Genomic DNA, 16,421 nt, shown 5'->3' with positions numbered 1-16,421 from the left:
TCCTCTTATCACGTTTCCGCTGTATGCTTTAGGGAAAGCTGTTATGTGGGAGGATCATGCGAACCACGAAAAGCAAGAAACCCATCACCGTCGTATCGGTATGCGTCGCCGCCGTGGCATGCGCTGTCGGCGCGTATCGGTTCGTCTACCTGCCACTCCGGCCTGCCGATGTCAGTCATGCTTGGATCAGCATCAACGCGACGGGCAAGTTCGACGAATCCCAGATCGACGGCGCGGTGAAGGCGGACCTTGCCAGGCTGAAATCCTGGAACGGTTGCCGCGTGGATGCCGTCCGATATGACGCAAAGCGTTCGGCCGCGCTGCTTGCAGCCGAACACGACGTCACGGCTTCCGGTGGCAGTTCTTCGATTTCCACGGCCATTGACGAATACGGGATGGACAATGTGATTTACCTCTCCAATTACATCTCTTGCCATGCCGGCTCGCAGAACTCGTCCCAAGATGGCTGGGGAAGCTGGTACGCGTGGAATCCCGGTTCCGCGCGGGCGGAACACGGATGGATCTTCATCGACGAGGGATATTAAAAAGTTCAACGGAATACCGTGCACCATGCCATAATGTCGAAACCATATGATGACGATTGGCTTTAGTACAGCATTGATAAAAAGCGGGCCTACGCGTCCTGATCACGCGGAACGCAAACCAGCTTTCGATGGCATAGGCATCGCTTGGCTTATCTGACTACTTGGTCAAGGAACCACTCATCATGACTGGCCACCACCAATGCTCCCGGATAGTCGGCAAGACATCTTGCCAGAGCCACCTTGGACTCTAAGTCAAGATAGTTCGTCGGCTCGTCCATGACAATCAACTGAGGCCGGTCAAGAATGCCCAAGCACAACATGAGCTTGCGCAGTTCGCCCGGAGACGGCGCTTCGTTAGAAAGCAGCTTATCCGGATCGGCGTTGAGCTGGGCGAAGGCGGCCAGCACCTGCGAGCGTTCCTTACCCTGCAATGCGGCGAGTCGTCTCATGGTTTGAGAAAGCGCGGCTTCTCCCGTTTGCTGCTGGACGATCAGATGCGGCAAGTCTTCCGGCATGCTGTCCAGCAATGCGTTCATCACGGTTGTTTTGCCGAGTCCGTTGGCACCGGTCAGTCCGATATGGTCTTGCTGTCCGATGCTGAGTTTTGGTATGGCGACACCTGGCATCCGTGGTTTTTCACCACTCATCCCTGGATTATGCGCGACTTTCCATTGATGTCCGTCGGCATGCAGTATGGATTGTGTTGGCGTTCTCGCGGCATCGTTCGAGCTGGTCATCCTGCCGCTGCCGAATATGATAATACCTTCCGTGAGATGCAGGAGCTCCTTTCTGTTGCTTGGCCGTATGTCGATCCAGATGTCGCCGTCGTAGCGTTTGGCCGCTACGGTTAGTGAATCTAGTGTGCGCTGTGCTCGTTCAAGACGCTTGTTCATTTGTCGGTATGCGGCGCCCGAAGCGGTATCGGTCTGTTTTTCGATCCATTTGTGGTGATCGAGGGCGCTGTGATCTTTGCGGTCGATTTTCCACCCGTTGCGTTTGCGAGCATATGCGCTTTGCATGGCTTGATGTCGCTGTGCTTGTGCGGACCGCAGTCGTGTGACTTCCTGCCGTGCCGCACGGATTGACTCCTCGTCTCCACGCAGTCTGGACGTCATCAGCTCATGCGCTTGCGTATATCCGCCATCATATGTGCTGATGGCGGTGATGTTACGCCCACTGATGTGCCGTCGTTCGAATATGACGCATCGTGCGCATGTAGCGTCAACCAGTGCGACATCGTGGGATATTACGATGCCTATGCCCTGGTATTGGCGCATGACTTCGACTATGGCTTTCCGTGTTTCACCATCAACGTGGTTGGTGGGTTCGTCAAGCACGAGCACATCGGGACGCGCTGTGATTGCGCAAGCGACCTGCAATCGTTTCGTTTCGCCTCCGGAAAGCGTTTCATAACGGTAGGGCCAGTCATCGCCGATGTGTAACGCGTTGCGTACACGCATGGTTCCGGGCGACCAATCCGTGGCGAAGTCGTCGAGGTTCTTAGGCCTCACCATGTTGTCTTGCGGGCAGGTAGCGATAGTGAGTCCATGCGGGTCCGGGTTGATGCTGCCGGTATCGGCGGGCAACATTCCGATGGCGATGTTCAGTAGAGTCGTTTTGCCGAGTCCGTTGTCGCCGAGCACGGCGGTCCATCCTTGTTGGAAAGATGCGGACACGTGTTCGAACAGTGGTTCAGACATGGATGGGTATGTGTAAGAGATGCCAGTAAGCGTGAGCATTGTTGTCCGGGCCATGTATGGGGCTTCTTTCTCATACAGGCGCACTGCGAGGTCTTGATTGTGAAAAAAACGAACGGATACGGAACCGTGAAATGTGCATACGAGCAAGCTACGCGGCAGTGCGCTTCAACGCGCACGGTTCTGCCGACGGTATCCGCCGCCCGTTAGATACGCAATGTCCGTTTCTCTTTCCCGAAAACCCTCTTGGCATATGGGAGGATTTAAATACACTCAACATATTCCATCATAGCATATGATCATTCGACCCCAAGCATTATGAACAATGCCATGGCCGTCGGCGCCATTCGGATTGATATCTGCTGATTGGGGCCGATCAGTCGAGATCAGTCAAGGATGATGCCGGCTTCGCTCATCTGCCGACGGGCTGCGATACCGAGTTCCTCACTGACCGGTTCGGTCAGGTTCTCGATGACGTGCACTTCGAATCCCAGCTTTTTTGCGTCGAGAGCGGTCTCCTTGACGCAGTGCGATTCGGCCAGTCCGACCACATCGACCCGTGTGATGCCTGCGGTCTTCAACCCGTTGGCGAGTGTCCTGCCCGCGGCCATGGCGGTGGAGACTTCTTCGCGGGTGGGAATGCGGTCGGTGTTGTCCTCAAAGCCTTCGAAGCCGGAATATGAGGGCGAATACTGACCCTTTTCGAAATGATGCTCGATGTTCAATGCGGCGATGGCGGGATGCAGCTCGGCATTGGCGGTTCCGGCCTTGCCATGCACCGGCCAGGTGTCCACGAAATCAGGATGCTCGGACCAGTGGGTCCCCGGCTCGATATGCCAATCCTGCGTGGTTGCGATATATGCGTATTCGCTCCGGTGCTCGTTCACATAATCCGCGATACGTTCGGCGACCGCATTGCCTCCCTGCACGCCAAGTTCGCCTCCTTCACAGAACGTCGGCTGTACATCCACCACAATCAAAGCCCTTGCCATGCTTCTTCCCTCCTGAATGGTTCTGACACCACTGTAGCGAATCAATCACGAGAGTGGATAATTCGTTTCATCCGATGCGTCGGCGTAGCATATATGCATCCTTCCCACCGCCCGTCCTATAATCTGAAGTGGCATATGGCACGCAGGACAATGTGAGACTGGTGGAGCCGTTGCGTACATCGAGCCATGCCACTGGTCTGTGGGTTGGCTCTGGCCGGATATGGAAGTGAAGTATGGATGATCTGATCGTGTCGGGACTGCGCATCGACTGGAATATGCTGACCGATTCGTACGTCAGTCGAATTCCCTCATTGCGTTCGATTGACGAACTTAGATTCCACAAGAATGTCACCTTTCTGGTAGGCGAGAACGGTAGCGGCAAATCAACCTTGCTGGAAGGCGTCGCCGTCGCCTGCGGCTTCAACGCGGAAGGCGGCACGCGCAACTACCGTTTCAGCACATACGATGACACGTCGGATCTCGCCAAGGCGATGACGATATACCGGCAGTATGCGATCGGCCCATCGAGCTTCTTCCTGCGTGCGGAAAGTTTTTTCACGCTGGCGACACAGGCTCGTGAATACAGTCGCGGATATGGCGACATGTCCCGTTTGCACGAGATGTCGCATGGCGAAGGTTTTCTGGAGATTCTCCTGTCCCACACGGGAAAGGGTCTCTATCTTATGGACGAACCCGAATCCGCGCTCTCGACACAGCGGCAATTGACTCTGCTGGAGCACATGTACCGAATGGCAAACGACGGATCACAATTCATCATCGCAACCCATTCGCCGATTCTGCTCGGTCTGCCGGATGCGGAAATCCTGTCATTCGACGAAAACGGCGTCCATCCCTGCGATTATGAGGATACGGACAGCTATCAAATCACCAGGGTCTTCATCAACCACCGCGAATCACTGCTCCGGCATCTGCTTGGAAATGAAACGTGAGATGAGGTGAAACGGTTGTGGGTGTTCGCTATGATGTTCGATTGGCGTTTGAAGGAACACGAAAGACTAGAGGTATCACGGCATGGCGATTGAGGCGCAGGGACTTGAGATTCAGATCGGCGCGCGCACGTTGCTGCATCCCACGAATTTCCATGTCGCTAAGGGAGACAAGATCGGCCTGGTCGGCCGTAACGGTGCCGGTAAGACCACGCTTACCCGCGTGATCACCGGCGACATGCTGCCCACCGCCGGCAAAGTGCGTGTATCGGGCAAGCTCGGCTATCTGCCGCAGGACACGCATGCCGCCGATCCGGAACAGACCGCGCTCGACCGCATGATGAGCGCGCGAGACATCGCATCGATCATCATGCGTATCCGCAAGGCTGAAAAGGAGATGACCGATCCGGATCCGGACGTCATGACCCGCGCGATGAACCGTTACGACAAGGCCATGCAGGATTTTGAAAAGGCCGGCGGCTATGCGGCTCAGTCCGAAGCGACCGCCATGTCGGCAAGTCTCGGTCTGCCGCAGGAGGTCATGGGCCAGCAATTGGGCACGCTTTCCGGCGGCCAGCGTCGTCGTATCGAATTGGCCCGCATCCTGTTCTCCGATGCGGACACACTGATCCTCGACGAACCGACCAACCATTTGGACGCCGACTCCATCGAATGGTTGCGCGGATACCTGAAGAAATACGAGGGTGGATTCCTGGTCATCTCCCACTCCACCGAACTGTTGGACGAAGTGGTGAACAAGGTGTGGCATCTGGATGCGCAGCTTGGCCAGATTGACATGTATTCCCTCGGCTGGAAGGCCTACCTGCACCAGCGCGTGGTTGACGAGGAACGTCGCCGCCGCGAACGCGAGGTCGCCGAAAAGAAGGCGGAACGCCTCATGCAGCAAGGTATTCGCCTGCACGCGAAGGCCACCAAGGCCGTGGCCGCACAGAACATGATGCGCCGCGCGGAGAAACTCCTCGAGAACACGTCCGAGGCGCAAAAGCAGGAGAAAGTGGCGGATATTCGTTTCCCGGAACCAGCTCCGTGCGGTCGTACGCCAATCATGGCAAAGGATGTTTCGAAAGCCTACGGTTCGAACATTGTGTTCGCCGGCGTGAACTTGGCTATTGACAAAGGTTCGCGTGTGGTGATTCTGGGATACAACGGTGCCGGTAAGACCACTACTCTGCGGCTGCTTGCGCATTTGGAGGAGCCGGACACCGGTTCCGTAGATTACGGTCATGGTTGCAAAATCGGCTATTTCGCACAGGAACACGACACGTTGGATCTGGACGCCACCGTATTGCAGAACCTGATTCATGTCGCTCCGGAACTGGACGACACGCAGGCGCGTTCGATTCTTGGTTCGTTCCTGTTTTCAGGTGACGACGCGTTGAAGCCGGCCCGTGTGCTTTCCGGCGGTGAGAAGACGCGACTGGCGTTGGCGACATTGGTGACGAGCCGTGCGAACGTGCTGCTGCTCGACGAACCGACCAACAACCTTGACCCCGCGTCCCGCGACGAGATTCTGAAGGCCATAGCCAAATACGAGGGAGCGATCGTGCTGGTCACCCACGACGAGGGCGCAGTACAGGCTCTGAATCCTGAGCGTGTACTGCTTATGCCTGACGGCGACGAAGACCTGTGGAATGATTCCTATCTGGAGCTGGTGGCCGAAGAGTAAGCCGAGTAATTCCAGTTTATTGGGGGATTGTACTTATGCCGGACGTGAGAAATGTCCGGCTCTTTCTTTTCGCATGTGCTTCACAAGTATTTTGGATTTCGATATGCACCCTCTAGTCCTCCTCCGCACTCCTCTTGCGAAGGCAACGCGCGAAACAGGCCAGAGGGGCCGATGCGTTAACACATCGAATGCAAGCAAAAGAAAATTCCATGTCACGTAACGGCAAGGAAGGCATTCTCTTTAGTTTTCATCATGTCCGCAATCATGATTTATGTGATGGCGGCACTCAATTACGGCGTACGCACCGGTGACGTCGGTACGGCATGGAACTACGTGTTGGTCGACTGGCCGTTGTTCTATGTGATCGGCATGATCTGCGACCTGTGCACAAGCCTTCACCACCTTCCAACGATTCGGGCGACCATCCTCATCCAAATTCACGCCAGTCAACGTCATGGCATGATTGTTTGGGCAATCGCCATGCTCCAACCCCTTGGCCTTGTCGAACGTGAATTCCGTACCGAAAAGCTGGTCAACGCGCACAGTATCGCAATCAAAAAAGCCATCGCCACGCAACTCATCCAACGACGTTCCAGCCGTATGACGGTCGCGCAAATCGGACGCGAATTCACGTAGCTTCGTATTCAAATACTGCTTGAACGCATCCCGAATTCCTCGAATTAGCCGACTCCGGATAAGCACTCTTCGGCACCAAACCATACTTGTTCACCAAATTGGCAAACATCTGCCACCAACCACCATCATCATTGGCACGGTCGGCGTTGAAGTCCGCGGAATGCTGTTTTGAGCAGTGCTGGGTCGAGTGCTTTAACGTCACTCATGGTTCATGGTCTTTTCGATGTGTTCGATTTCGGATTCTATGTCGCGCAGGCGGCAACGCAGGTCGGATTCCACGTCTACGCCGTCACGTTGCGCTTTGCGGATGATGGTGATGATTTCGTCTGCATAAGGATGACTGACATCATGCTGTTTGTCTGTCTGTTCTGCACTTGAATTGAATGCGGTTTCGAGCTGGTCACGATACTGCGATTTGTGTACTCTCGATACGATTTTTGTAGCACGCGGCAATGCGCCTTGCGCATGGGAGATGCCTTCGAGCACGGACTTGCGATGCTTCTCTTTCTGCTTCATCGCTTCCCACAGTTTCAGCGTATCTTGCGCGTTTTCCGGTGCGGGCGCGGACTCGTCAGTGGCCTCATTTGTCTGGAAGACGTGCGGATGGCGGGTGATGAGCTTATCTACGAGACGGTTGCACACTTCGTCGATGTTGAACGGATCCTGCGTATCAACGGCGCACACTTGCGCTTGGAAAACGGATTGCAGCAGCATGTCGCCGAGTTCTTCACGCATGTTGTCGCGATCGTTCGTTTCCACAGCGTCGATGTATTCGTAGGTTTCTTCCAACAGTGGTTTAAGCAGGCTTGTATTGGTCTGCTCGCCGTCCCAAGGGCATCCGCCTGGTTCGTGCAGAATGCGTACGACTTGCTTGACGCGGTCCAACGCGCTAGGAGCATCTCGTACAGGGTCAAGTTTCGAACAGTGCTCGAATTCTTCGGGCAACTGATAATCGTCATGCGCAGCTTCAGTCATACTGCCGATTCTTCTCGCATGTGCCGACCATGCAGCTGCGGCCTTGGCATCCGTAAGCGTCTCGTCTCTCGAGATAAACAAACCAACCGCATCCGAACCATAACCGCCCAATCATCCCTCCTCGTTGCAGAAAAGCAGATTTTTACAAATCTACCGGTATTGGGGAGCCACCCATGTCTTACACGCATTTTTGGCATTTCACCTCCGGAATACGACGGGAATACCACACCCTTATATATGATTAAACGTGTCTGTATTAACTCCAGAAAGAAACGGAAAGGCAATGAACGAATCGCAAGATTCCAACGACAGTAGTACGAACGACAGTAACGCGAATACGGCAAACAATATTCGCCAACAGGAAACGGAACACCAGGGTGCGGCCGTCAAAGCGGCGCTCGGAGCCAATATCGGTGTGGCCATCGCCAAGCTCGCGGCAGCGTTCTTCACCGGATCGTCCGCAATGCTTTCCGAATCGGTGCACTCCATCGCCGACTGTTCCAATGAGATCGTGCTCATGGTAGGCGGCCGCTTCTCCAAACATAAGACGGACGGCGATCATCCGTTCGGGTTGTATCGGGCCAAGTATCTCGCCTCGTTCGTGGTGGCGACGCTGCTGTTCTTCGTCGGAGGTTTCTTCTCCACTTCGGAAGCGGTAAAGAAGCTGTTCTCCATTGTCGAAAATCCCGCGTTGCGTGATGCCAACCAGATGGAACTGCTGGTGGCGTTCATTGTGGTGGTCATCAGCGCCTGTCTGGAAGGTTACGGGCTGCATCAAAGCATCAAGGAAGCGAATGAGCGCATGGAACGTACGGGCGTACCCCACATGGGTGTGTTCCGTTTCTGGAAGCGCACCAAGTCGGCGGAGCTTGCGTCCGTCATCATGGAAGACACGCTTGCCTTGATTGGTCTGGCATTTGCAGGAGCTGGCATCGGTCTGGCGATTCTGTTCGACAATGAGATATTCGACGCACTTGGCGGCCTGATGGTTGGTCTTGTGCTGATCTCGGGATCGTTGCTGCTGATGTTCAAGTCGGGTTCACTACTGATCGGTGAGGCAGTTGACGCTGATACCCGAAAGAAGATTGAGCAGGCCGTTATTTCGACGCCAGGCGTGGAACGACTGCTGAACATGCAGACCGTGCACATGTCTGAGGATGACATTCTGCTGTGCGTCAAAGTGCAGACCAGCAAACTCGACCGCGATTACGATGTCGAAACCGTGAACAAGATCGAACGAAGCGTGCGCGTCGCACTGCCATGGTTCCGCTTCGAAATCTACGTAGAACCTGACCTTTACCGCACCGACCACAAAATAGTGTCGTAGTCACACGCAATGAGCTTATTGAATTGCTGAAGAGTGCTCTAGAGTCCAGATTCATCCAGTGGATGGAAGAATCCTCCCTGTAGTAGGATGCGTGGGGCGAGTGATGCTCGCACATAAGTAGCAACATACGTAAAGGGGTCGTTTGCCAAACCAATCATGACTGGCAAACGACCCCTTATATATCAGGGCGAGAATCAGGCAAGGATCAAAGCAAGCTGTCGAGGCATCGATCGATGTAAAACCTTACTGCAATCAGCCCTGCATCTGCTCGGCGGCATCATTGATGCAACGAATCGCATTCAATGTGCGCGGATATCCGATATACGGCATGCACTGCGAAATAATGGCAATCAGAAACGCCTTCTCATTGCCCACGCCCATATTGGCCTTCGCATGAGATGTCAACTGAGGTTCGCAACCGCCCTGCGCGGCGAGGAAGCACAACGTGATCATTTCACGCTCACGCGTGTTCAAGCCACCGCGCGTGTAGTAGTCGCCGAAGCAGTTGCCGGCAAGCCACTTATTGATGTGTCGCGTCTCTTCGGGGCCGGATTGCGCGAATCCACGCATTCCTTCACCGAAGATTTCGATCTGCTTGTCTTCGCCCGCCTTGGCACGCGTTTCCGGCGTGATGGTGCCTTGCGGTTCAAGCGGAAGATGCACGTTGGCCGCGCCGAGGAAGTTGTTGAGTTTCTTCAGGAATGGCAGAGTTTTGCCAAAACCGCAGTATGCGGTTGCCTGATACACCATTTCCTTGATGGCGATGGACGACAGTCCGGTTTCGTAGGCCACCGGCAGCATCATTTCGAAGGCATCCAAGCCTTGGCATCCGACCAACACGGCAAGAATGGCCAACGAACGGGTCTTGTCATCCAAATCAGGATGATTTGCTCCCGGCTCGTTCACCACTTCGTCATAAGCGAAATTCGAGAAGAATTCAATGAATTCCGGATCGGTTTGTGACAATGTCCTGTCATTATTCCAAAACGAATTCATCCGTTTATGTAGCTCTTCAAACAAGACTTGCTTCCTTTCGTTTGATTTCCGCTTATTCTATCGCCGGCATATTGCTCAGACCTCGCTGATGCGCAACAGCGACTTTACGGTGCGACGCTCGTCCATGGCCGCGTACGCTTCCTGAATATCGTCGAGCGTGTATTCGGAGGTGTAGACGATGCCCGGATTGATGTTGCCATCGAGCACTTCCTTGAGCAGTCGCTGCAGATCATACGTGCGCACCGGTGCCGGACCGCCACGCAGACCAACATTGCGGTAGAAGAGTCCTGGAATATCGGCTTCCACACCGTGAGGCAGGCCAACACGTCCGACCACAGCGCCCGCACGTGCAACCTTCATGGCGGTGTCGTTCGACAATGCGGAGCCCACGCATTCAAGCACGGCGTCGGCGCCGTAACCATCAGTCATTTCCAGTACCTTGGCCACGGCCTCGTCGCCACGTTCCTCCACGAAATCGGTGGCGCCGAATTCGCGTGCGATACGCTGGCGGTCGGCATGGCGGCTCATGGAAATGATGCGGGTGGCGCCCATCAGCTTGGCGGACAGCACTCCGCACAGACCGACCGCACCGTCGCCGAACACGACCGCGGTATCCCCCGGCTTGATTTCGGCGGAAGCGGCCGCATGGTAACCAGTCGACATCACGTCAGAGAGGGTGAGCAGCGATGCGAGCATTTCGTCAGAGAAGCTCTTCGCGTCGCCCGGAACGACCACCAGCGTGCCATTGGCTTCTGGCACGCGCAGATACTCCGCCTGGCAGCCCAATCCTTCGTCTCCGAAATATCCGCCATGAGGGCAGCTGGATTCGAAACCGGCCTTGCATACTGGACACTTGCCGCAGCTGAATGGGAACGGCACGATCACGAAATCTCCTGGCTTGGCCACGGTCACGTCGTCGCCGATCTGCTCAACCACGCCGATGGCTTCATGACCGGCCTGGGTGTTGGGCTCCTTGCTACCGTCACGGTAGAACCACAGGTCGGAGCCGCACACGCATGCGCGTACCACGCGAATGATGGCGTCTCCCCCATCGATGATGGTCGGTTCGGCATGTTCTTCGCATGCCATCTGCTTGACTCCCTTAAAGATCGCTGCCTTCATGAGTTGCTCCTTTGTTGTATGAATTGAATTGAGGTAACGTCTGCGAGGATGCCTCGGCTTATGCGTCAGCCTTGCTGCGGATCTGTTTTTTCACTGTTTCGATGACATCGTAGTTTTCTTCCAGAAGTCGTTGCGCTTCGTCGTCATGGCCTTCCGCCACGGCACGCCAATACAGTGTTTTGAGGGAAACATAGGCTTGCTGCATGCGGATGCTTTCGGCTTTTGCGGCCAAACGCAATGCTTGCGCGTCCAGTAGCGCCATTTGCCTGTGCGCGCCTTCGGCGCCGTCGAAACGATTTTTCAGATACTCGCGCATGGCGTCAAGCGGCATGCCGGTCGCAGACAAGCAGGAAATGGTGACCAGCGATTGAATGTCTTCGTTAGTGTAGGCACGATGACCAGAACTTGGGTCACGTGCGATCGGGGCAATGATGCCGATCTGCTCGTAGTAGCGCAAAGTGGATTCGGGAAGTCCGGAAATCATGGATGCTTCACGAATCGTATGCCATGTTGTAGTGCTCATACCCTGCACTGTAAAAACTTAAAGTGCTTGAAGTCTAATTGGCGTGTTGCATGCTATCGCATAACAAAAGAACATGTAATCCTGACAATTAGCTAAGTTGCGTCTGCAAAGTGTAACTTACGTGTTCATCATAAGGAACATAGGACCACGCTGTTTTGGACGAATGCCGCCTCACAGCAAAAAGCTCTTATGCTGCTGATTTAAAATGAAATCGTGCGGATTAGGTGTACTGGACTGGACCGTACGCCCGGATTTGGAGTATTTGTAACGATATTTTGGATACAGGGAGATCCATGATGCGTGTTCGGCAAAACAACACGTCGTATAATACCTCTCGTCGTTCCTGCCCGAGCCGCGCAGGTCGAGGAACGGCCCACGGCGACTGCCGCGATCTCCGACTCACGGTGCGCGGCATCGACCAACGCAAGGATTCATTATCATTATGGCGAAGCCATTCTCTAAAACCGTTATTCATAATACAGACGCGAAGCTGTCGAAGCAGGTAAAGCAGCCTTTGAAAACAACCCAAGGAACACGCAAGGCCCTCACATGGCGTGTGGTCGATATCGCAGTCGGCGCGGCGGTAGGCGTGATGTCGGGAGTGATGTTTTGGGTGTTCGACGGCCTCTCGTACGGTCTTTTTCCGTTGATGACTTTGATTCTTCCTGGTTCAGCGGCGCTACTTCATGCTTTGTTCTACTTCCCCGCCACGCTGGGTTCTCTGATCGTGCGCAAGCCGGGAGCTTCGGCCTACGTGCTTTTAGTCGCATCGTTCGTCGAGGTGGTGCTCGGCACGAAATACAGTGTAAGCCTGGTGGTAATTGCGTTGTTGCAGGCGGCAGCCGCAGAAGCGGTATTCGCGTTGTTCCGCTACCGTCGTTGGACGCTCGGCGTCACCATTCTGTCTGCTTTGGCGATTGGAATCGTCTACAACTTCTACCTGCTGTTCTTCTACTATCAGGCATTCACGTTCTTCAGCCCGCGAGGCATCATCGGCACTATTTGCGAGCTGCTTAGCGCTGTGGCATTCGCCGGTTTCGGTTCCTGGGGAATGTATTGCGCTTTACGTAAGTCAGGTGTTCTGTCGCGATTCGCTTCCTCGCATAAGGAACATAACGAGGGAAACGCCTGAAAGTACGTTTGAAAGCATGCCTCGACCATTTTAATTTTTTAATCAAATCTCATCAGTTTTACTGATTAAAAGGGCACAACGACGGTTGCGACGTTGTGCCCTTTTATACTGTTCACATAGTGCGATTGCTGCGGAATCTTCGGAACTGGAATCTTCGAACTCGAAATTCCCTGAATCAATCGGCTGTGATCAGCTCGCTCGAATCCATGTCGAAGTCGGACATGGCAAACGAACGGATCGCCGGATCCTCATACGTGTTCATGTAATACGTGTTGGTCTTTCCGGAATAGCCACTGGTGAACAGCGTACGTTCGAACTGGCCGTTGCCCATCTTGGACATGCCTTCAACCATTTGCACGGAGACCAGCGTGTGGAACAGACGAGACACATTGGCGGACTCGTTGTTCTGCTGCGGATAGTGCGTGTTGGTGTAGGCGACGCGTACGAAACGCGACGGCGAACTCACGTCACCGGGAATGCCATGCATGCTCACGCCGGCACCCCATGCGCTCAGTTTCGCTTTGCCCCAAGTGGTCGGCTCCGCCATTTCGTTGCTCACGCACATGTAGTTGCGCAGGTTTTCCATATGGAAGTCGAAGGTCGGCTGGTTGGTGAGCACGTCCACATCGTCATGATGAACGTGCATGCCGTCAGACATCTGCTCGACGACGATGCTTCGGGTGCCGTCACCAATGAACCAGTGCAGCAGGGATTCCTGCTGGCCGGGCACGACCTGCGAAACGAGCGTCACGTTCTTCAACGCTTCTTCGACTTCGTCGACACTGTCGAAATTGCGCGCCACCCACAGCGGGAATTCGAAGGTAGCGACGTTTTCGGTTCCTTCGACCGGCTCGTGTGCAAAGGAGGCGTATCCGGGGAAGTTCAGTCCGGCAATGGCCAGACCATGCTCGTTGGCGCAGTCGAAATACATGGGGCGGTCGGTCATGACCACGCCCACGCCGATCACCGCATTCGGTTCGTTCTTGCCTTCGGCCCCATAGACATAGTCGTACTGGTAGCCTCGCGGAGTGACCAGAATGGTCTCGCCGTAGGAGAAGCTCCAGTCGAGATTACGGCCGAAATACATGTTTCCCTCATCGTCGGAGAAACGAACACCAGTGCACATATGGACTCCCTTCCATGATTTGCCGTGGTTTTCTTGCTTGCGTGTTCATGGTAAACGCCGCTTGCTGGGAAAATCTTAAGTTTTGCCCGTGGAGGAACCTGGTCTGGATATCTATGCATTCTACGACGACCGTTATCCGCTGGATTCTCGCAACCGGTAGCAGAGTCTCCGTCAAACGCGCAAATTCGAGGTCTCCTGCATTCGTGTTAGAGAATAGCCCGCCTCCCGAGTCCCAAAACACCCACCCGCTGGAACAATCCGTATGCCAACTGCCTTCTTGCCGGGAAGATTCCCCCAGTGGGTGGAAGATTCAGGACGTTACAAGCCGGCCAATGCCAGGAACTTTTTGTCGGATTGAATGCCTTGAGTGAGGAATTGTCCGTCTCGAAACAACGCATACGTGGTGACCGGCGCGGGCGTACGTTGGGCAGTCTCTTTGTCGGTGATATGAATCGTCTTGAATGGAATATTGTGTTCTTCCGCCGTTTGCCGCACCCGCGGAACCCAATAGTATGTAAACGGGCATTGATCGGTGTAGTAGAGCACGAACCCGTCTTCGTCCACCGCGGGATGCTTGGCGCATTCCTTGAATTTTGGCAACTCCGCATTCTCTTTAAAAGACAGGGCCATGAGATTGATGCCGCAATCGGATACGTCGGCTACCTCGAAACCTTTGTAGGACAGGAACTTCGGGTCGGCAAGGAACTCTCGTTTGCGCCCCTCGGCCGAGAGAATGCAAATGCCTTTGCACCCCTGCTCTTTGGCGTCTCGGATGCATTCGCTCAGCAGATTACCGGAATGCCCATGACCTTTCAAAGAACCAGCCACCCACAGACAGTTGATATAAATCCATCCGTCAGCATCGATCGGCACCCATGCGTTTTCCGCAGGAATATATTCGATGAAGCATTTGCCTCGTTCCTCGCTACGATAAAAGACGAGACCTTCGTTGAAACGCTGCTTGAGCCACTCTTTTTTCGCAAGACTTTGCTTGCCGGACATGGCACAGCAGATATGTTCCTTGTCAATGTTCTCTTCAGTGATGTGGATGTAACTCATTTTTCCTGCACCTCTTAGTCGGGGATGCCGCATGGGCCTCTTCGTTGATTCCTCAAATATGACAAAAGCCCTTGATTTCCAAGGGCTTTCAAATGGCTCCTGCGACTGGGCTTGAACCAGTGACCGTCCGATATACGGTTCTGGCTCGCAGCCGTAGGGCTTTTTGCAACAGGAGTAGACAATACACCAGCCTTGCTGTTCCTTCAAATCGGCGTGTCATCGCGCATGTTCACCTTGCAGCTGGTTTTCCGAAGAGCATCGGCCAGAAACGCGCAATAGTATTCCTTGGGAAGTGATGAAGAAGTCACTTCCCTTTTCTATGCGCTTAAGGAGCCCCATGAGGTATTGGAACGACAACAGGAAGAGCTGCGAACACGTCGAGCCACGGGAGGATTGGAAAGAATCCATCGAGAAATGGATCGACTGGATGGACGCCATCGGACGCACGAACGACACCCTGCGCACCCGCTGGTACCAGATCGTTCGATTCTCCAAAGCCGTCGATAAAAGCATCACCGACGTGACCGAAGACGACCTCATATTCTACCTAGCCGGCATGGGAACCGAAGGCAGACGCGGAGTACGCAGCTGCGTCAAGGTCTTCTACCAATGGAGCATGAAGCGAGGGCTCGCCCGCCGCAATCCGGCGGACGAAGTGCCCACCGTGCCCATGACCCTTCCGTCCGGCTGCATCTGTCCCGAGGAGAACATCGAACAAGGACTCGCATCACCCGACGAGAACGCGCGGCTGGCCGTCATGCTGGGCGCGTTCTGCGGCCTGCGCCGCATCGAAATGACCAGAATCAACCTGAAGACCGATCTGGAGGAGAACGCCGAGGGCATGGTGCTCCACGTCCACGGCAAGGGCAACAAAGAGCGAATCCTTCCCGTGCCGGCAAGACTTGCGGCGACATTGAGGAAACGCACCGGCGTATGGCTGTTCCCCGGAGACGTGCAGGGACACTGCGGCGTCGATTACGTGGCGAAGAGGATCAAGACGGCAACCGGATACCCGTCGCACAGCCTGCGCCGCAGGTTCGCCACATGCGTCTACTACAGGAACGGCTGCAACATCGTGCTTGTCAGCCGTATGCTGGGGCACGCCAACATCGCCACCACCATGCGCTACATCGGCCTCGTGCAGGACGAAATGCGCAACGCCGTGGAATCCACCACCCGCACCGACATGAGACTGACCATGCCCATGAACCAGGTCGTCGGAACAGCCGGCAGCGTCGCCACCTATTCCCTTAGCACCGCGAGGATCGGATGAACAAACGGTATACGCCAACATGCTTCTTTGCGCATATTGGCGCATACCAACACCGCTCACCGAGTGTTCCCGAGACTGGAAAGCGGCAACGCGGCTATGTCTATCCCCAGCGCATCGGCTGCGGAGAACACCGCTTCAATCGGGGCTTCGCCCCGCTGGAGCAGAGCATCGGCAAGCCGGGGACCGATACCGGCCTGGGAGGCAAGGTCGTCGGCGTTCCAGGAATGGTTCGCGGTCTCTTCACGGAAGGCGGCTGCGATATCCGATTCGGTGCGGGCGAAAAGAGTCCGGCGTTCACGCGGCGCTTGGAAACGACTAAGGTAACGCGCGTACTCCAATTGCGCCTTTGTCGGCTCAGGCAACTTATAGTCCAGATTCGACATC

General features: G+C 54.9%; 16 protein-coding genes and 1 pseudogene. 6 read left to right on the top strand and 11 right to left on the bottom strand.

Going from position 1 to position 16,421, the window contains the following annotated elements; all coding sequences use genetic code 11:
- The first annotated feature begins 56 nt into the window (after nucleotides 1-56).
- Nucleotides 57-545, top strand: coding sequence for a hypothetical protein (locus BBKW_RS05155; RefSeq protein ID WP_033501837.1), 489 nt, complete (start codon nucleotides 57-59; stop codon nucleotides 543-545).
- Between the two features lie 149 nt (nucleotides 546-694).
- Here the strand turns inward: BBKW_RS05155 and BBKW_RS05150 are convergent, their stop codons facing one another.
- Nucleotides 695-2,245 carry an ATP-binding cassette domain-containing protein gene (locus BBKW_RS05150; protein ID WP_081962302.1) on the bottom strand — a complete coding sequence of 517 codons (1,551 nt, stop codon included), beginning with the start codon at nucleotides 2,243-2,245 and terminating at the stop codon, nucleotides 695-697.
- Nucleotides 2,246-2,628: 383 nt separating this feature from the next.
- Nucleotides 2,629-3,234: an isochorismatase family protein gene (locus tag BBKW_RS05145; protein WP_003834847.1), complete on the bottom strand. Its 606-nt coding sequence runs from the start codon at nucleotides 3,232-3,234 to the stop codon at nucleotides 2,629-2,631.
- Between the two features lie 233 nt (nucleotides 3,235-3,467).
- On the opposite strand from BBKW_RS05145, the gene BBKW_RS05140 reads away from it, so the two are divergent.
- Nucleotides 3,468-4,184 carry an AAA family ATPase gene (locus tag BBKW_RS05140; protein ID WP_003834849.1) on the top strand — a complete coding sequence of 239 codons (717 nt, stop codon included), beginning with the start codon at nucleotides 3,468-3,470 and terminating at the stop codon, nucleotides 4,182-4,184.
- Between the two features lie 82 nt (nucleotides 4,185-4,266).
- Complete coding sequence (locus BBKW_RS05135; RefSeq protein WP_033501835.1) at nucleotides 4,267-5,868, top strand: ABC-F family ATP-binding cassette domain-containing protein; 1,602 nt, start codon at nucleotides 4,267-4,269, stop codon at nucleotides 5,866-5,868.
- Between the two features lie 240 nt (nucleotides 5,869-6,108).
- Here BBKW_RS05135 and BBKW_RS11325 read toward each other — a convergent pair whose 3' ends face one another.
- From BBKW_RS11325 to BBKW_RS05120, 3 genes and pseudogenes are all read right to left on the bottom strand, one after another.
- Nucleotides 6,109-6,411 carry a C1 family peptidase gene (locus BBKW_RS11325; protein ID WP_462675084.1) on the bottom strand — a complete coding sequence of 101 codons (303 nt, stop codon included), beginning with the start codon at nucleotides 6,409-6,411 and terminating at the stop codon, nucleotides 6,109-6,111.
- 27 nt (nucleotides 6,412-6,438) lie between these two features.
- A pseudogene (locus BBKW_RS11320) lies at nucleotides 6,439-6,634 on the bottom strand (C1 family peptidase); the annotation flags it as partial.
- A 68-nt stretch (nucleotides 6,635-6,702) separates the two neighbouring features.
- A complete protein-coding gene (locus tag BBKW_RS05120; RefSeq protein WP_128832343.1) occupies nucleotides 6,703-7,479 on the bottom strand; it encodes a MazG nucleotide pyrophosphohydrolase domain-containing protein in 777 nt (258 codons plus the stop codon).
- 283 nt (nucleotides 7,480-7,762) lie between these two features.
- Between BBKW_RS05120 and BBKW_RS05115 the strand changes: the two genes are divergently transcribed.
- Entirely contained in the window at nucleotides 7,763-8,806 is a 1,044-nt protein-coding gene (locus tag BBKW_RS05115; protein WP_033501832.1) for a cation diffusion facilitator family transporter, read from the top strand.
- 252 nt (nucleotides 8,807-9,058) lie between these two features.
- Here the strand turns inward: BBKW_RS05115 and BBKW_RS05110 are convergent, their stop codons facing one another.
- The 3 genes from BBKW_RS05110 to BBKW_RS05100 are packed head-to-tail and all read right to left on the bottom strand — an operon-like array spanning nucleotide 9,059 to nucleotide 11,447.
- Nucleotides 9,059-9,826 (bottom strand): carboxymuconolactone decarboxylase family protein, encoded by a 768-nt coding sequence (locus BBKW_RS05110; protein WP_033501831.1) that lies wholly within the window; start codon nucleotides 9,824-9,826, stop codon nucleotides 9,059-9,061.
- A gap of 51 nt (nucleotides 9,827-9,877) precedes the next feature.
- Nucleotides 9,878-10,924 carry a zinc-dependent alcohol dehydrogenase family protein gene (locus BBKW_RS05105; RefSeq protein ID WP_003834865.1) on the bottom strand — a complete coding sequence of 349 codons (1,047 nt, stop codon included), beginning with the start codon at nucleotides 10,922-10,924 and terminating at the stop codon, nucleotides 9,878-9,880.
- A gap of 58 nt (nucleotides 10,925-10,982) precedes the next feature.
- A complete protein-coding gene (locus BBKW_RS05100; protein WP_081962299.1) occupies nucleotides 10,983-11,447 on the bottom strand; it encodes a MerR family transcriptional regulator in 465 nt (154 codons plus the stop codon).
- 442 nt (nucleotides 11,448-11,889) lie between these two features.
- Between BBKW_RS05100 and BBKW_RS05095 the strand changes: the two genes are divergently transcribed.
- On the top strand, nucleotides 11,890-12,579 hold the full coding sequence (locus BBKW_RS05095; RefSeq protein WP_033501829.1) for an ECF transporter S component: 690 nt from the start codon (nucleotides 11,890-11,892) through the stop codon (nucleotides 12,577-12,579).
- Between the two features lie 175 nt (nucleotides 12,580-12,754).
- Here the strand turns inward: BBKW_RS05095 and bsh are convergent, their stop codons facing one another.
- Together bsh and BBKW_RS10925 are read right to left on the bottom strand one after the other, a co-directional pair.
- On the bottom strand, nucleotides 12,755-13,705 hold the full coding sequence (gene bsh / locus BBKW_RS05090) for a choloylglycine hydrolase (RefSeq protein WP_033501828.1): 951 nt from the start codon (nucleotides 13,703-13,705) through the stop codon (nucleotides 12,755-12,757).
- Between the two features lie 318 nt (nucleotides 13,706-14,023).
- Nucleotides 14,024-14,971, bottom strand: coding sequence for a YoaP domain-containing protein (locus BBKW_RS10925; RefSeq protein WP_231858445.1), 948 nt, complete (start codon nucleotides 14,969-14,971; stop codon nucleotides 14,024-14,026).
- Nucleotides 14,972-15,101: 130 nt separating this feature from the next.
- Between BBKW_RS10925 and BBKW_RS05080 the strand changes: the two genes are divergently transcribed.
- Nucleotides 15,102-16,037 carry a tyrosine-type recombinase/integrase gene (locus BBKW_RS05080; RefSeq protein ID WP_033501826.1) on the top strand — a complete coding sequence of 312 codons (936 nt, stop codon included), beginning with the start codon at nucleotides 15,102-15,104 and terminating at the stop codon, nucleotides 16,035-16,037.
- A gap of 56 nt (nucleotides 16,038-16,093) precedes the next feature.
- On the opposite strand, the gene BBKW_RS05075 is transcribed toward BBKW_RS05080, so the two are convergent.
- On the bottom strand, nucleotides 16,094-16,420 hold the full coding sequence (locus BBKW_RS05075; RefSeq protein ID WP_033501825.1) for a hypothetical protein: 327 nt from the start codon (nucleotides 16,418-16,420) through the stop codon (nucleotides 16,094-16,096).
- Between the last annotated feature and the right edge of the window lies 1 nt (nucleotide 16,421).

It is taken from the genome of Bifidobacterium catenulatum subsp. kashiwanohense JCM 15439 = DSM 21854, from assembly GCF_001042615.1.
Lineage (GTDB): Bacteria > Actinomycetota > Actinomycetes > Actinomycetales > Bifidobacteriaceae > Bifidobacterium > Bifidobacterium catenulatum.
This window is presented reverse-complemented; position numbering and strand designations above follow the sequence as displayed.

Coding starts and splice junctions, on each gene's coding strand:
- BBKW_RS05155 (WP_033501837.1), top strand. CDS start 57: ATGCGAACCACGAAAAGCAAGAAACCCATCACCGTCGTATCGGTATGC.
- BBKW_RS05150 (WP_081962302.1), bottom strand. CDS start 2,245: ATGTCTGAACCACTGTTCGAACACGTGTCCGCATCTTTCCAACAAGGA.
- BBKW_RS05145 (WP_003834847.1), bottom strand. CDS start 3,234: ATGGCAAGGGCTTTGATTGTGGTGGATGTACAGCCGACGTTCTGTGAA.
- BBKW_RS05140 (WP_003834849.1), top strand. CDS start 3,468: ATGGATGATCTGATCGTGTCGGGACTGCGCATCGACTGGAATATGCTG.
- BBKW_RS05135 (WP_033501835.1), top strand. CDS start 4,267: ATGGCGATTGAGGCGCAGGGACTTGAGATTCAGATCGGCGCGCGCACG.
- BBKW_RS05120 (WP_128832343.1), bottom strand. CDS start 7,479: ATGACTGAAGCTGCGCATGACGATTATCAGTTGCCCGAAGAATTCGAG.
- BBKW_RS05115 (WP_033501832.1), top strand. CDS start 7,763: ATGAACGAATCGCAAGATTCCAACGACAGTAGTACGAACGACAGTAAC.
- BBKW_RS05105 (WP_003834865.1), bottom strand. CDS start 10,924: ATGAAGGCAGCGATCTTTAAGGGAGTCAAGCAGATGGCATGCGAAGAA.
- BBKW_RS05100 (WP_081962299.1), bottom strand. CDS start 11,447: ATGAGCACTACAACATGGCATACGATTCGTGAAGCATCCATGATTTCC.
- BBKW_RS05095 (WP_033501829.1), top strand. CDS start 11,890: ATGGCGAAGCCATTCTCTAAAACCGTTATTCATAATACAGACGCGAAG.
- bsh (WP_033501828.1), bottom strand. CDS start 13,705: ATGTGCACTGGTGTTCGTTTCTCCGACGATGAGGGAAACATGTATTTC.
- BBKW_RS05080 (WP_033501826.1), top strand. CDS start 15,102: ATGAGGTATTGGAACGACAACAGGAAGAGCTGCGAACACGTCGAGCCA.
- BBKW_RS05075 (WP_033501825.1), bottom strand. CDS start 16,420: ATGTCGAATCTGGACTATAAGTTGCCTGAGCCGACAAAGGCGCAATTG.